This is a genomic window from Yinghuangia aomiensis, from assembly GCF_039542225.1.
In the GTDB taxonomy this organism is placed as follows: domain Bacteria; phylum Actinomycetota; class Actinomycetes; order Streptomycetales; family Streptomycetaceae; genus Yinghuangia; species Yinghuangia aomiensis.
In genome coordinates, this window is sequence record NZ_BAABHS010000012.1 from 120,584 (window position 1) to 134,891 (window position 14,308).

A 14,308-nucleotide genomic window follows, 5' to 3' on the forward strand; every position below is an offset into this window, starting at 1 on the left:
GGTCTTGCAGATTCGGTACAGGTCACGTGCGGGTTCAGTGCGGCAGGTGCGGGAGCACTCGTTCCTCGACGATGCGCAGCATGCGCCAGGCTTCGTCGGGGGCGATGCCGGAGAGCATCGGGTTGAGGTGCAGTTCGCCGCCGGCCCCGAGTCCGGTCGCGAGGACGATCGCTTCGTCGGGGTCGACGACGGCGTAAGCGCCGCCTTGGCTCAGTTGGGCGATGTCGCGGGTGGGGACGAACGGTCCGAAGGGGTCGGTGTAGGCCGATGCGGTCCATTCCCCGTAGGAGTTGATCTGGTGCCGGATGTGCGGCGCCAGGCGTTCCCACACCGCTTCCTTCTTCTCCGTGGTCACCCACAGGAAGATCGGTCCGCGCGGGGCGAGTTCGCCGGGGTCGGGCCTGCCGTGCCGGGCGCATGCGCGGCGGTAGTACTTCCAGAACTGCGGCATCGGCGGGAAGTAGCCGTCGGCGAGGCGTGCCGCGCGGTCGATGCTCGCGCGGACCGAGCCGCCGAGGTAGATCGGCATCGGGTCCTGGGCCGGGCGCGGCGTCACCCGCACGGTCTTGCCCTGCCACTCGACCGGTTCGCCGGTCCAGGCCTGCCGGAGGAACGGGACGAGTTCCTCCAGGAACCGGCCGCGGCTGCGGTAGTCGGCGCCGAAGGCGTCGAAGTCGTCTTCGACGTAGCCGACGGCCATGCCGAGGTCGAGGCGGCCGCCGAGGCACAGGTCGGCGACGGCGGCTTCCTCGGCGAGGCGCAGCGGGTGGTACAGGGGTGCGAGCAGGGCGGAGATCCGTACCCGGATGGTGCGGGTGCGTCCGCCGACCGCGGCGGCGACGAGCAGCGGGTTGGAGATGTAGCCGTCGGGCGACTGGTGGTGCTCGCCGAAGGTGACGCGGGCGAAGCCGTGTTCGTCGGCCCAGGCGATCATGTCGAGCGCGGCGGCGTACACCTCTTGGCCGGTACGTCCGAAGGCCGCGGGGTGCCGCAGTTCGAAGTTGATGCACTTGACGGGCACGGGTTCACCTCGGGGGAGACGCGGCTGGATATCAGTCGACGAGTCGGGCCGGGAATCCGCCGGTCGCCACCGGACCCCAGCGGCGCGGCGTCACCCGGATGAGGGACTTGCCTTGCGTCGCCATCGCGGCGCGGTACTCGTCCCAGTCCGGGTGTTCGCCGGAAATGTTGCGGAAGTACTCGACGAGCGGTTCCACCGATTCGGGCACGTCGAGGACTTCCGCGTCTCCGTCGATCTGCACCCACGGGCCGTTCCATTCGTCGGACAGCACGACCACGCTCACCGCGGAATCCCGGCGCGCGTTGCGGGTCTTGGCGCGTTCCGGATAGGTGGACATGACGAGCCGCCCGGCGTCGTCCACCCCGCACGTGAGCGGCGACGCCTGCGGCGTGCCGTCGGCGCGCCGGGTGAGCAGCAGGGCCCGGTGCCGGGGCCGGACGAAGTCCAGGAGCCCGGCCAGGTCGACGGTGGTGTTGGTGGCGATGGGGCGGCTCATGCTCGGTATCGGCCTTCCGTTCCGGATCTGCCGCAGCGCGGGAGCGTGCGGCTCTTCTCCGGCACCCTAAGTCGGGCGCCGGGACCCGGCCGCGCGGCGCGGCCGGTCGCGGCCGTCAGCCGCCGTTGCCGGCTTGCTGCTGCTCGACGAACGGCGTGATCATCTTGTGGAGCGTGCCGCCGCCGTCGTGGCCGACGACCGCCATCGCGTCGGTCTCCATGACCTGGTTCCAGTCGCGCAGCAGCGTGGCGGGGGTCATGCCGCGGTCGAACAGGCCTTGGGTGGTGGTCATGACGACCCGGCTGACGTAGCCGGCGCCCGCGGCGAAGCACTCGCCGGTGACCGGGCAGTCCTCGTGCGCGAGCAGGCCGATGAGCGGGGTGAGGAACTCGGGCCGCATCCACGCGTTCAGCTCGTCGGAGGGCGGGATCGGGCCGAAGCCGCTGCCCGGGCGGGTCTTGGCGTACGGCGCGACCACGTTGACCTTGATGCCGAGCGGGGCGCCTTCGGTGGCCATCTGGCGGGTCATGCCGATGACGCCGGCCTTGGCGCCGCCGTACGCCGCGAACTCCGGGACTCCGGACCACGCCGAGCCGGAGCTGATGTTGACGACCCGGCCGTAGCCCTGCTCGGCCATGAGCCGCCAGGCCGGGCCGGTGACGTGGAAGATGCTCGCCAGCTGGGTGTCGAGCACCGGCCGGACCAGGTCCGGGGTGAGGTCGGCGAACGGGGCGCTGCGCACCACGCCGGCGTTGTTGACGACGATGTCGACGCGGCCGAACGCCTTGACGGCGGTCTCGACGATCGCGGCGCCGCCCTCGGCGGTGGCGATGCTGTCGGTGTTGGCGACCGCTTCGCCGCCGAGCGCCTCGATCTCCCGGACGACCTCCAACGCGGGGTTCTCCGCGGGCCGCTCGCCGGAGCCGTCGGTGTCGCTGATCGGCACGCCGAGGTCGTTGACCACGATCTTCGCTCCGGCGGCGGCGAGCGCGAGGGCGTAGGCACGCCCGAGATTGCGTCCGGCTCCGGTGACGACGGCGACCCGGCCGTCAAAGCGCAATGCGTCCACGCGACACCTCACAATTAATAGACTCAATCAAATATATAGCGGTCGGCAGGCGAGACTGCCAGCACCCCGCGCACACCCGCCGACGCCTCACGACCGCTCCGGCATTGACCGCCGATTCCCGTCGGTCGGCGAATAGGTCCTGGCAGCAGACCCCGTGGCCCGCTATGGTCATCCGCGATGACGACTTTCGACTACACCGGATCGGAGGTCTCGACCGCGCGAAGTGAGTGCTGATGCTCACCCGGACCGCGATCGGGAACCCCCGACTTGACCGCTGGCGGCAAGTGCGCGCTTTCGCCGTGCCGCCCACCATGATCGAAACCGCCACCGTGCGACGCCTGGCCGGCGACTGGGCCGGGGCCTGCGCGGGCGCGGGATTCGACGTCGATTTCCGCCTCGCCGCCGTGCGGCGTTCCCGGGGGCGCGGGTTCGAGGACCGCCTGCGCGACGATCTCCGGAACATGGCACCGGACTTGCTCCGCTGGCACATGCCGAGGACCGCCGACGACGGCTTGCTCCGGCCCGGGCTGACCATCGTCCTGGCCCGGTACGCCGACGACGGCGGGCCGGTGTCCCTGGTGGCCCGCACTCCCCCGGCCTGGGCCGGCGCCGGACAGCGCATCAGCCTGGCGCTGTGGGACGGAACCCCCTCCGGGCCGCCGCACCCGCACCCGCATCCCCATCCGCGCTTCCGCCTCGACCTGCACCGGCACCTGTGGGATGTCCGGCAGGCCGGAGAACTCCGGTTCCGCTCCGGGGCGGACGCGCTGCTCGGGGACGATCCCCCGGGAACGCCGGGCGAGTTGCCCGATGCCCATGCGGCCGGGCGCTGGCCGGACGAAGCACGCATCCTGCGTGCCGCCGCCGGCCTGGCCCCCGGTCCGGTCGCGGTGCGCCTCGGCAGCCGCTGCCGGATGATCGTGCACCCCACGGGCGACGGCACTCCGGAGCCGCGGATCGTCGCGGCCCCGCTCGACGCCGCCGCCCTGGCCCTGCCGGTGCTGCCGGACGCCGCCACTTGGGTACCGCCCGATGTCGAACTGCTGCGCGCCGGGCTCGTCGACGCCGACGACCTGCATCCGCTGGTCGCCGCCGCGCTCGTCCCCGACCACACCCCCGCGGACCGCACCGCGTCCGTACCGCAGCCCGGCGCCCCGGTGGTGCTCGACTGCAACGGCGCCCGGCACCGTATCGGGCTGGTCGACGGCGTGCTGACCGCACTGGACCACGACCCGGACACCATCCGCCGCGAGGAACTCCTGGCCGCGCTCGGCGGTCCGCCGCTCCCGTGCCTGCGGGCGATCGACACGGCGCACCGCCGTCCGGACCGGCTGGCCGAAGTCCGCGCCCGGCTCGACCACGGCGACGTCGCCGGGGCTCTGGTCGTCGTGGAAACCCTGCTCGGGCCCGAAGCGGTGCTGCGCGACGGACCGTTGCGGGACGCGCTGCAGGCGGCGGTGGACGGGCGGGTCGCCTACGGCCTGTACCGGTCGGGGCTCCTGCCGCGCGGCCGACGGAACCCGCACCACGTCGCGGGGCACGGCGGCCCACGGCGCATCCGCCGCAACCGGACGCTGTTGCGCCGCACCTAGTTCCGCACCCAGTTCCGCACCTGAGCCGATCCGGCCCACGGCCGGCGGCCTCGGAAGCGTCGGGCCCGTCCGGCGCGCCCTCACCGCTCCTGCGACCTCCCAAGGTGATGACTCATGACCGCATTCCCTCTGCTCCACGACCCCGCGACCACCGCCGCATCCCCGCTGGACACCGCCGGCGACCTCCTCTCCCTCCTCCGCGCCACGGACACCGAACCCCGCCCCGACCTGCAACTCGAAGCCCTCATGCTCGCGGTCGCCGCCGACCTGCCGGTGCTGCTGTGGGGCGAACCGGGCATCGGCAAGACCGCGGCGCTCACCCAGCTCGCCGAAACCCTGGACCTGCCGCTGACCACGGTGATCGCGAGCGTGCACGAGCCTTCGGACTTCTCCGGGCTGCCGATCGTCGGCGACGATCCCGCCCGGAACGGCGTGCCGATGGCGCCGCCGGACTGGGCGGTACGCCTCGTCGAGGCCGGCCACGGCCTGCTCTTCCTCGACGAACTGTCCACCGCGCCGCCCGCCGTGCAGGCGGCACTGCTCCGGCTGGTCCTCGAACGCCGCGTCGGGTCCGTGCAACTCCCGCCCGGCGTCCGGATCGTCGCCGCCGCCAACCCGCAGTCGTCGGCGGCCGACGGCTGGGAGCTGAGCCCGCCGCTCGCGAACCGGTTCGTGCACCTCCCGTGGGTCCACGACCACGATGTCGTCATCCGCGGCCTCGGCGGCACCTGGCCGCGGGCCACGCTGCCCCGACTCGACCCGGAACGCCTGGTGTCCGCCGTCGACTTCGCCCGCCGGGCGGTCTGCGGGCTGCTCGAAGTACGCCCGACGCTCGTCCACCGGCTGCCCAGCGGCGAAGTCCGCCGCGGCGGCGCCTGGCCGTCGCCGCGCACCTGGGAGATGACGCTGCGCCTGATCGCCTTCGCGACCGCCGCCGGCTCCTCACGCGACGTGCTGTCGCTGCTGGTCCGCGGCACCGTCGGCGACGGGCCGGGCCTCGAACTGCTGGCGAGCATGGACCGCATGGACCTGCCCGACCCCGAAGCGCTGCTCGCCGACCCGACCGCGATCCCGCTTCCGGAGCGCGGCGACCGCCGCCAGGCCTGCCTGGACGGGGTCGTGCAGGCCGTCCGCAACAAGCCCGACAAGGCGCGATGGGAAGCCGCGTGGGCCGTGCTCGCCCATGCCGTCGAAACCGGGCCGCCGGATGTGGTGGTCGTGCCCGCGACCACCCTCGCCGCGCTGCGCCGCGACGGCTGGGAGATCCCGGTGACGATCGACAAGCTCGCCGGAGCCGTCGCGCTCTCCCGCGGCGCCGACCGTGCCGCCGCCCGGACCGCGGCAGGTGCGCGATGAGCGAGCGCACCGCCGTCGCGGCGTACGCGCCCGGCGCGCTGGACACCGACAAGCTGTACACGGCGCGGCTGCACGCCGTCCGGGCCCGGCCCTACCTGGCGACCGCGCTGTTCGCGCTGCACGTCGTCGAGTCGCGGACGGTGCCGACCATGGCCGTGGACGCGCACTGGCGCTGCTACGCCTCGCCGGCGTTCGTCGCGCAGACCCCGGTCGAGGACCTGGCCGCGATCTGGGTGCACGAGGTGTCCCATCTGCTGCGCGACCACCACGCCCGGAGCGACCGGGTCGCGCGGGAGCGCGGCCTGACCGGCGCCGGGGAGCGGCTCCGGATGAACATCGCCGCGGACTTCGAGATCAACGACGACGTGTTCGGCGACGGGCTGGTCACCCCGCACGGCGCCGTCCAGCCGAGCATGCTGGGTCTGGACGACGGGCTGCTGATGGAGGACTACCTGCGGCAGTTCCGCCTCGGGCGCGGGACCGAAGGCATGGTGTGGCTCGACTGCGGCAGCGGCTCCGACGGGTGCGAACGGGAGTGGGACCTCGGCCCGGGCGGCGCACACGGGCTCACCGCGCAGGAACGCGACGGGGTGCGGTTCCGGGTCGCCGAGGCCATCCGGGGCCACCCGGGCAGCAGGGCCGGGAAATGGCGGCGGTGGGCCGAGGACGTGTTCCATCCGCCGCAGCCCTGGCGGCGGCTGCTCGGCGCCGCGGTGCGTTCCGCGACGGCGGGAGCCGGAGGCGGCGGGGACTACACGTTCGCGCGCCCGGCCCGGCGGTCCGCTGCGGTGCCCGGCGCGGTGCTGCCGAGCCTGCGGCGCCAACCGCCGCGCGTGTGCGTGATCGTGGACACGTCGGCTTCCGTCACCGACCTCGAACTGGGCAGCGCGCTCCTCGAAGTCGCGGCCATCGCCCAAGCGGTCGGCGGCCGCCGGGACTTGGTGTCCGTGCTGTCGTGCGACGGAGCCGCAAGCCGGGTGACACCGATCTGCCGCTCCGAGGGGATAGCGCTGATCGGCGGCGGCGGCACCGATTTGCGGGCCGGCTTCGCCCGTGCGCTGCGGTCCCGGCCGAAGCCCGACGTCGTGGTGGTGCTGACCGACGGGCAGACGCCGTGGCCCTCCGCCAAACCGGCGTGCCGCACGGTGATCGGCTTGTTCGGGCGGCCGCGCACGCCGTCGTGGAACGAGGACGATGCCGAGTACGTGCCGGACAAACCGCCGGAGTGGGCCCGGGTCGTCGAAATCGGCTGACCCGCACCGGCATATGCCGCGTTCCCTGCGCCGAACGCGTGAAGCCGGTCCCCCGGAAGGGGCAACCGGTCTGGTGGCGCGCCCCGGTGCTTGGCCAGGGTGGAGGGCGCGCGGCCGGGAACCCCCGCTCCGCGGCCTGCACCCCGGCCGCGCGGCAGACGACGGTGCGCGCGATACCCCCACGTCGGGCGCACGGAAAGGGGTGCCCTGCGTTGAGCGACGAGATCTCCTACGTGCGAATCCACCCGGCCATCGGCATCGCCCGGGTCGGCAACAGCACGCTGGCCGACGGCTGGTTCTACGGTCCCGAGACACCCGACCCCGAGCCGACGAAACCCGGCTCGCACAAGGACAAGACCGGGGCGGTCAAACGCCAGGCCGCCCGCTTCCGCCTGTACGGCTACCGGGCCGACGGCACCGTGGTGCGCGAACTCACCACCGCCGACACCTCGGTGCGCATCGAGTGGGGTGTGCACGTCGCCAACCGCAAAGCGGCCTGGTACGAGTTCAACCTCGCGTTCGACATCCCCGACATGGCCGGGCACTCCTCGGTACGCCGCAACAAGGGCGTGGACCGCGCCAAGCTGACCATCGACCCGGGCCGCAAGGTCCTGGACGCGGCGTCGCGGTCGAGCGTCGAGTTCTCCGGCGGCAGCTTCATGGGCGTCTCGGTGCCGCTCGGTTCGATGCACACCGACGAGGCGGGACGGCTCGTGGTGCTCGGCGGGCACGGCACATCGGCGTCGCCTTCGGGTGTGCCGCCGACGTCGTACGGCAACAACGACGGCTGGTACGACGACACGTCGGACGGCCCGGTGACCGCGGCCGTCTCGATCGGCGGCAAAGCCGTCCGCGTCGAGCCCGCGTGGGTGGTCGTCGCACCGCCGAACTACGCGCCGGACATCAAGACCGTGCGCACGCTGCACGACCTCCTGTACGACGTCTTCCTCGGCACCGGGCAGCTCTCCGCCCCGCCGAAGGTGTCGTTCGCCCGCGACATCGAGCCGATCCTGCGGCGCTTCGTCGACCTCCAGTGGGTGAACGCGGGCTTCGCGGCGCACTTCGGCTTCGGCGGACCGGAGGAGTTCACCGCACCGGAGATGATGCGGCGGCTCGGCAGCACCTCCGTCACGTACCTCGAACTGCGCCGCCAGGTCTACCTGATGATGCGCAACCACGACCGGGACGGCCTGTCCCCGCTGCCGTGGCCGTGGATCTACGGCGACGCCATGGCGAGCAAGCCCAAGTCGCCTCTGCAGTACATGACGCTGTCCGACACGCAGATCGCCATGCTGCGCAAGTGGGCCGAGGGCGACTTCGACACCGCGCCGTGGCCGGGCTTCCCGCGGCGTCTGGAGGACGCGCCGGTGCCCGACCAGCCCGGCCTGCTCGACCGCGCGGCCCTCGACTTCTGCCTCGCGGACGCGTTCCACCCGGGCTGCGAGGTGACCTGGCCGATCCGGCACGCGACCATGTACGCCGCCCCGTTCCGCATCCTGCCGCGCCCGGAAGGGCAGACGGAGCCGGACTACGGCGAGGAGCTGACCCCGGAGAAGGTCCTGGCCGCCGACGGGCCGCTGCATGCGCAGGGCCCCGGTGACCTGACCCGGTGGATGGCCATCCCGTGGCAGACGGACACCGCGAGCTGCCGCTCCGGGTACGAGTCGCAGGCGGGGCTGGCCGCGCCCTACGACCCGTACATGCCGACGTTCTGGCCCGCGCGCGTGCCCAACCATGTGCTGACCGCCGACGACTTCGCGATCGTCAACAAGGGCGGTCCGGTGACCGACGCCGTCCCGGACTCGCGCGAGGCGGCGTTCGCCCGGCGGGCGACGTGGCTGCGCGGCCTGCACGGCACGTACCCCGAACAGCTCGCGCAGGCCGTGAAGTCGTGGCACAAGTTCGGCATCGTCGAGATCCACGACTACACCGTCGGCGACGGCCGCTTCCCGAAGCACATCCAGGTCGAATCGACGCCGGGCTTCGACCTGACCGGGGTGTCGCCGCACCGCAACATGCTGACCCTGCACGTGCCGCAGTCCGCGGCCGCGGACGCCGGAGTGATGCAGTCGGTGCTGTCCGCGGCGGCCGACGTCACCGAGTTCGAGGGCGACGAGATCACGGTGGGCTACATCGACAAGCTCGACCCGCTCGGCGAGGAACGCGCCAACGGCAAGCCCCCGGCGGGGGCGGGAGGCGGCGGGTCGGCCTCGTGACGGAACGCGACGCATACGACGTCGTGGTGGCGGGCGGCGGCCCGGCGGGAGCGGCCGCCGCCCTCGCCCTGGCCGCCGCCGGGCGCAGCGTGCTGCTCGCGCACTCCGGCGGCGGCCCGGCGGCCGTGGGCGAGGCGCTGCCCGCGGCGGCCCGGCCGCTGCTGCGCGACCTGGGCGCGGAGAGCGTCCTCCGCGACGAAGGACACGTGCCGTGCCAGGCGAACCAGTCGGTGTGGGGCTCTCCGGAGCTTGCGTCGGCGGACGCGATCTTCGACCCGCACGGGCACGGCTGGCACATCGACCGCCCCGCGTTCGACCACGCGCTGCGCACGGTTGCCGCGGAGCGCGGGACCGACGTGGTCCAGCGGCGCGTGATGCCGTCCGCGGCGCGCCGCACCGAGGACGGCTGGACGGTCCCGGTGTGCGGGACGGACGGCGGCCGGGACGTCCGCTGCCGGTGGATCGTCGACGCGACGGGCCGCCCGGCGGCGTTCGCCGTCGCGGCGGGCGCCCGGCGGCGCGGCTTCGACCGGCTGATCGCCGTCCATCTCACCCTCGACGCGGGCGATCCGGCGGCCGAGGACGCGTCGACGCTGGTCGAGGCGACGCCGGACGGGTGGTGGTACACGGCGCTTCTGCCGCGCGGCCGGCGTCTCCTGGTCCGCTACACGGACACCGACCTGGCCACCGCCTGCGAACTCGCCGCCCCCGACGCGTTCCGCGCCCGCCTCGCCTCGGCACCGCACACGGCGGCGCGGGTGGCCGAGCATCCGTTCCCGCCCGAGCTGCGCCCGCGGCGCGCCCCGGCGCACACGGCGTTCCTCGACCGGCCGTGCGGGGAGGGGTGGGTCGCGGTGGGAGACGCGGCCGCGGCCTACGACCCGCTGTCGTCGCAAGGGATCCTGACCGCGCTGTACACCGGCCTGCGCGCGGGCCGCGCGGTCGACGCGGCGCTGTCGGGCGACGCGGCGGCGGGCGACCGGTATGCGGAGGACGTGCGGACGGTGACGATGGCGTACTTGCGCAACCGCCTGGCGTACTACCGGGCGGAAACTCGCTGGGCGGACCGGCCGTTCTGGCAGCGGAGGCAGGGCGGCGGGGCGGATGTGGGGCCGGGGCTCGGGTCCGAGGCCGGGTCCGACGCCGCGTCCGAAGCCGGTTCCGCGGCCGGGTCCGCGGCCGGTTCTGGGGCCGGTGCCGAGGCCGGGTCCGAAGCCGGGTCCCACACCGGCGCCGACCTCGGTGCCGATGCCGGGGCGGACGTCCGTCCGGTTACGTCCGCGGAAGCGTGAGCGTCGCGGTGCCGGTGACGTGCGGGCCGAGGTTGTTGTCGGCGCGGAGTTCGACGGCGACGACGTACTCGTCGCCGGCTTCCTCGACGCCGGTGACCGATCCGGTGAACACGAGCGTCGATCCCGGGAACGACGGCACGCCCAGCCGGATCGCGAGGCTCTTGACCGCGGCCTCGGGGCCGGCCCAGTCGGTGAGGTAGCGGCTGCAGTAAGCGGTGTCCGACAGGATGTTCATGAAGATGTCGGGTGAACCGTGCGCTTGGGCGTAGTCGCGGTCGTGGTGCACCGGCATGAAGTCGCGGGTGGCGATGGCCCCGGCGGCGACCAGGGTGGCGGTGACGTCGACGCGGAGTTCGGGGAGCGGGGCGCCGACGGCGATCTTGCCGTCGGGCGCGGGCGCCGCGGTCGTCGGCTCGGGTTCCGCCCGCGCCGTTTCCGGGGCATCCGCCGTGGCGCCATCAGCTTTGGCGTCCGCGCGGGTTTCCGCCTTCGCCGCGGCCGGGGCGGCGGCCAACGGACGGAATTTGAAGATGCGGAACCGCTGGACGGCCACCGCCTCACCGGCGTCGTCGACGTACGTGGCGATCCACGTGATGAAGCGGCCGACGCCCATCCGGGTGGTCTTCTCCGCCGAGATGGACTCGAAGACCGTGGTGACGGACAGCGTTTCGCCGAGTTCGAGGTAGCGGTGGATCTCGTACTCGGAATTGGAGGCCAGCGTGCCGACGAACCCGGCGCGGTCGAGGACGGCGAGCGGCGATTCCCCGGTGGACTCGGTGGGGGCGCCGCCGCGTTCGGCGATGCCGACGAGCTGCGGCGTCGGGAACGTCCAGGTCTGGAGCATCAGCGGGGGCGCGACGATCGTGCCGAAACGGGACTTCGCGGCGTACTCGGGGTCGGTGTAGACCGGGTTCCCGTCCCCGAACGCGGCGGCCCAGTGGCGGATCATCGGCTGGTTCACCGGATCGGGTGCCACCGTCGGGCTGCCCGAGCCGACCGGCTTGCCGACGAACGACGCCAGCACTGCATCGAGTTCCGCGGTGTCCATGCCACTCCCCCACGACGCTTCCGAAACGTGTTTTCGACACGTATGGAAACGGTGCGGCGAAAGGATGTCAATCATCGAGCGATCACGAGGCGGTCTTCCGTGGGTCGATTCACCGGTCGACTCGCCGGTCGTTTCGGCCCGTTGCGCCTCAGGGCCGGTCGCGCGAAACAGCCCCTCCCTCGCTCCGGCGCGCCACGGCCGCCGTCGCCAGCACACCGCCCACCACCAAGGGCGAGGCACTCCAACGCAGCACCAGCGGGGCTTCCATGGCCACCAGCAGCCGATCGGCGACGACCATGACGACCAGCGCGGCAATCAACGCCCACCACGGCATCGCCCTACGCGACTGCCGCACCCGCCGCACCACCGTTCGATGCCGCCCTGCCACGCCGCCGCCTTCCCCACCGCACCCGAGCCGGAATCCACATGATCGCATGATCCGACCGCCACACCGGACCACCCGGCCGCCGAATCGCCAAAGCACTCAATCACCGCCCACGCGGCCGCCGACGATCCTGCCGCCCCGGCTTGACGCGAAGCGAATACCTACCGTCTACTCGGTTTTCACCAACACCGCCGCGTCACAACCGGGAGAGCCCATGTCCTTCCCCGAAGGTTTCCTGTGGGGGACGGCCACCGCCGCCCACCAGGTCGAAGGCAACAACGTCGCCAGCGACTTCTGGGTCCTCGAGAACATGCCCGGCACGTTCTTCGCCGAGCCGAGCGGGGACGCGTGCGACCACTACCGGCTCTACCGGGACGACATCGCCCTGCTCAAGGAACTCGGCTTCACGTCCTACCGCTTCTCGATCGAGTGGGCGCGCGTCGAGCCGGAGGACGGCCGCTTCTCCGCCGCGGCGATCGCGCACTACCGCGACGTCCTGGAGGCCTGCCGCGAGTTCGGCATCACCCCGATGGTGACGCTCCACCACTTCACCAGCCCGCGCTGGCTGATCAAGCTGGGCGGCTGGGAGTACAAGGAGACACCCGAACGGTTCGCCGCGTACTGCCGCCGGGTCATGACCGACCTGGGCGACCTCATCCCCTACGTCTGCACCATCAACGAGGCCAACATCGCCCCGCTGATCCGCAGCATGATGCCGCAACCGCACCCGCGGGCCGACCGGACAGCGGACGCGCAGGCGCCCGTCGGAGTCGGCAACGCGTTGACCGACATGCTCGGCCCGGGCCTGCAAGCAGGCGCAGACGCCCTCGGCACAACCCTCGACAAGATGAACATCTTCTTGTTCACCACCAGCGACACCGGCATCGACATCGTCAAGCGCGCCCACGCCGCCGCCCGCGAAGCGATCCGCGAGGTCAGTCCGCACGCCCGAGTCGGCCTCACCCTGGCCCTCAACGACTACCAGCCGCTCCCGGGCAGCGAAGCAGCCGCCGACGCCATGTGGAACGCCACATCGAGGATTTCCTCCCGGCCATGGCCGGCGACGACTACCTCGGCGTCCAGAACTACACCCGCACGATCGTCGGCCCGAACGGCATGCAGCCCCACCCCGAGGACGCGGAACTCACCCAGATGGGCTACGAGTTCTACCCCCAGGCCTTGGAAGGCGTCCTCCGCCGCGCAGCCGCCCTCGGCTTCCCCCTCGTCGTCACCGAGAACGGCCTGGCCACCGACGACGACACCCGCCGCGCCGAGTTCGTCCGCACCGCGCTCGAAGGCGTCGAACGCTGCCTCGCCGACGGTATCGACGTCCGCGGCTACTACTACTGGTCCGCCCTCGACAACTTCGAGTGGATGTTCGGCTACCGCCCCACCTTCGGCGTGATCGCGGTGGACCGCACCACGCAGCGCCGCGAGGCCAAGGCGAGTGCCCGCTACCTGGGCACGGTGGCCCGGCGCAACGCGCTCTCCTGACGGACGCTTTCGCGCCCCGCCGCACGCCGGCTCCCAGCCGCGCTCCGCTGCCCGGAGCGCGGCCTACCATCGTGGCCATGGAGATCACCGAGCCCGCCACGCCGGACGGCCGCGACGCGCAACAGTGGCGCGTCCAATTCGACGCCGACGTCGCGTTCGCCAACGGCGGCGGATTGCAGGCTCAGGAGTTCCGCCTTGACGCGCCCGGTCCGGACCTAGGTACCGACGACATCGCCGCCTTGTTCGTACGCCATCTCGGCCTGCTCATGGTCGGCAGCGTGCGGATCGGCAACGTGCGGATGCTGCGCGAGCCGCACAAGGGCGGCCGCGGTGTCGCCGCGTCGCCCCGGGCCACAACCCGGATCGTCGAGCTGAGCCACCCGATCCGGCACGGCATGGTCACCTATCCGGGTCTGCCCGGGCCCGACATCACCGACCACCTGTCGCGCGAAGCGTCCCGCGCCCACTACGGGCCCGGCACCGAGTTCCACATCGGGCGCATCTCGATGGTCGCGAACACCGGCACCTACCTCGACAGCCCGTTCCACCGCTTCGACGACGGCGCGGACCTGGCCGCTCTCCCCCTCGACGGACTGGTCGACCTCGACGGCCTGGTGATCCGCACGCTAGGCGCGGACACTCCCGCCGTCGACCGCAACACCCTGCTGCCGTACGACGTCACCGGCCGCGCCGTCCTGATCCACACCGACTGGGCCCGCCACTGGGGCACCGACGCCTACGGCGCGGGCGGCCACCCCCACCTCACCGCCGAAGCCGCCGCCTGGCTCGCCGACCAACGCCCCGCCCTCGTCGGCATCGACTCCGTGAACATCGACGACACCGCAGCCCCGACCCGCCCGGCCCACACCACCCTCCTGGCCGCGGGCATCCCCATCGTCGAACACCTGCGCGGCCTCGAACAGCTGCCGCCGACCGACTTCCGCTTCCACGCCGCACCACCCGCAGTGGAAGGCATGGGCACTTTCACCGTCCGCACCTACGCGGTACTACCCGAGCCAGGCACAGCCGACTAACCAACCCGACAAACTGTCGGCCCCTCAGCAGGGGTTGCAACGCGGAATAGCC

General features: G+C 72.7%; 12 protein-coding genes and 1 pseudogene. 8 read left to right on the top strand and 5 right to left on the bottom strand.

The window, feature by feature from the left end; translation table 11 throughout:
* Window positions 1-34: 34 nt before the first annotated feature.
* The 3 genes from ABEA93_RS18285 to ABEA93_RS18295 all read right to left on the bottom strand — a co-directional run bounded on the left by ABEA93_RS18285 (window position 35) and on the right by ABEA93_RS18295 (window position 2,586).
* Window positions 35-1,021, bottom strand: a complete 987-nt coding sequence (locus ABEA93_RS18285; protein ID WP_345676654.1) for an LLM class flavin-dependent oxidoreductase — start codon at window positions 1,019-1,021, stop codon at window positions 35-37.
* A gap of 31 nt (window positions 1,022-1,052) precedes the next feature.
* Window positions 1,053-1,517, bottom strand: coding sequence for a PPOX class F420-dependent oxidoreductase (locus ABEA93_RS18290; protein ID WP_345676655.1), 465 nt, complete (start codon window positions 1,515-1,517; stop codon window positions 1,053-1,055).
* 115 nt (window positions 1,518-1,632) lie between these two features.
* Entirely contained in the window at window positions 1,633-2,586 is a 954-nt protein-coding gene (locus tag ABEA93_RS18295; protein WP_345676656.1) for an SDR family NAD(P)-dependent oxidoreductase, read from the bottom strand.
* Between the two features lie 233 nt (window positions 2,587-2,819).
* On the opposite strand from ABEA93_RS18295, the gene ABEA93_RS18300 reads away from it, so the two are divergent.
* From ABEA93_RS18300 to ABEA93_RS18320, 5 genes are all read left to right on the top strand, one after another.
* A complete protein-coding gene (locus ABEA93_RS18300; RefSeq protein ID WP_345676657.1) occupies window positions 2,820-4,178 on the top strand; it encodes a hypothetical protein in 1,359 nt (452 codons plus the stop codon).
* Between the two features lie 114 nt (window positions 4,179-4,292).
* Window positions 4,293-5,534: an AAA family ATPase gene (locus ABEA93_RS18305; protein ID WP_345676658.1), complete on the top strand. Its 1,242-nt coding sequence runs from the start codon at window positions 4,293-4,295 to the stop codon at window positions 5,532-5,534.
* Window positions 5,531-6,787: a vWA domain-containing protein gene (locus tag ABEA93_RS18310; RefSeq protein WP_345676659.1), complete on the top strand. Its 1,257-nt coding sequence runs from the start codon at window positions 5,531-5,533 to the stop codon at window positions 6,785-6,787. The genes ABEA93_RS18305 and ABEA93_RS18310 overlap by 4 nt, the downstream gene beginning before the upstream one ends.
* A 212-nt stretch (window positions 6,788-6,999) precedes the next feature.
* A complete protein-coding gene (locus tag ABEA93_RS18315) occupies window positions 7,000-9,003 on the top strand; it encodes a LodA/GoxA family CTQ-dependent oxidase (RefSeq protein ID WP_345676660.1) in 2,004 nt (667 codons plus the stop codon).
* Entirely contained in the window at window positions 9,000-10,295 is a 1,296-nt protein-coding gene (locus ABEA93_RS18320; RefSeq protein WP_345676661.1) for an NAD(P)/FAD-dependent oxidoreductase, read from the top strand. The genes ABEA93_RS18315 and ABEA93_RS18320 overlap by 4 nt, the downstream gene beginning before the upstream one ends.
* Here ABEA93_RS18320 and ABEA93_RS18325 read toward each other — a convergent pair.
* Together ABEA93_RS18325 and ABEA93_RS18330 are read right to left on the bottom strand one after the other, a co-directional pair.
* Complete coding sequence (locus tag ABEA93_RS18325; protein WP_345676662.1) at window positions 10,276-11,343, bottom strand: FAS1-like dehydratase domain-containing protein; 1,068 nt, start codon at window positions 11,341-11,343, stop codon at window positions 10,276-10,278. The genes ABEA93_RS18320 and ABEA93_RS18325 overlap by 20 nt on opposite strands.
* Before the next feature lie 148 nt (window positions 11,344-11,491).
* Window positions 11,492-11,731, bottom strand: coding sequence for a hypothetical protein (locus ABEA93_RS18330; RefSeq protein ID WP_345676663.1), 240 nt, complete (start codon window positions 11,729-11,731; stop codon window positions 11,492-11,494).
* 211 nt (window positions 11,732-11,942) lie between these two features.
* Here ABEA93_RS18330 and ABEA93_RS18335 point away from each other — a divergent pair.
* The 3 genes and pseudogenes from ABEA93_RS18335 to ABEA93_RS18345 form a co-directional block, all read left to right on the top strand.
* Window positions 11,943-12,362, top strand: a pseudogene (locus tag ABEA93_RS18335) (family 1 glycosylhydrolase); the annotation flags it as partial.
* Window positions 12,363-12,781: 419 nt separating this feature from the next.
* On the top strand, window positions 12,782-13,222 hold the full coding sequence (locus ABEA93_RS18340) for a family 1 glycosylhydrolase (protein WP_345676664.1): 441 nt from the start codon (window positions 12,782-12,784) through the stop codon (window positions 13,220-13,222).
* Between the two features lie 77 nt (window positions 13,223-13,299).
* Window positions 13,300-14,256 carry a cyclase family protein gene (locus ABEA93_RS18345; protein WP_345676665.1) on the top strand — a complete coding sequence of 319 codons (957 nt, stop codon included), beginning with the start codon at window positions 13,300-13,302 and terminating at the stop codon, window positions 14,254-14,256.
* Window positions 14,257-14,308: the final 52 nt, after the last annotated feature.

What these genes read in the sequence shown, in the direction of transcription:
- ABEA93_RS18340 (WP_345676664.1), top strand. Translation starts at nt 12,782, where the DNA reads ATGGCCGGCGACGACTACCTCGGCGTCCAGAACTACACCCGCACGATC.
- ABEA93_RS18310 (WP_345676659.1), top strand. Translation starts at nt 5,531, where the DNA reads ATGAGCGAGCGCACCGCCGTCGCGGCGTACGCGCCCGGCGCGCTGGAC.
- ABEA93_RS18290 (WP_345676655.1), bottom strand. Translation starts at nt 1,517, where the DNA reads ATGAGCCGCCCCATCGCCACCAACACCACCGTCGACCTGGCCGGGCTC.
- ABEA93_RS18345 (WP_345676665.1), top strand. Translation starts at nt 13,300, where the DNA reads ATGGAGATCACCGAGCCCGCCACGCCGGACGGCCGCGACGCGCAACAG.
- ABEA93_RS18305 (WP_345676658.1), top strand. Translation starts at nt 4,293, where the DNA reads ATGACCGCATTCCCTCTGCTCCACGACCCCGCGACCACCGCCGCATCC.
- ABEA93_RS18300 (WP_345676657.1), top strand. Translation starts at nt 2,820, where the DNA reads ATGCTCACCCGGACCGCGATCGGGAACCCCCGACTTGACCGCTGGCGG.
- ABEA93_RS18325 (WP_345676662.1), bottom strand. Translation starts at nt 11,343, where the DNA reads ATGGACACCGCGGAACTCGATGCAGTGCTGGCGTCGTTCGTCGGCAAG.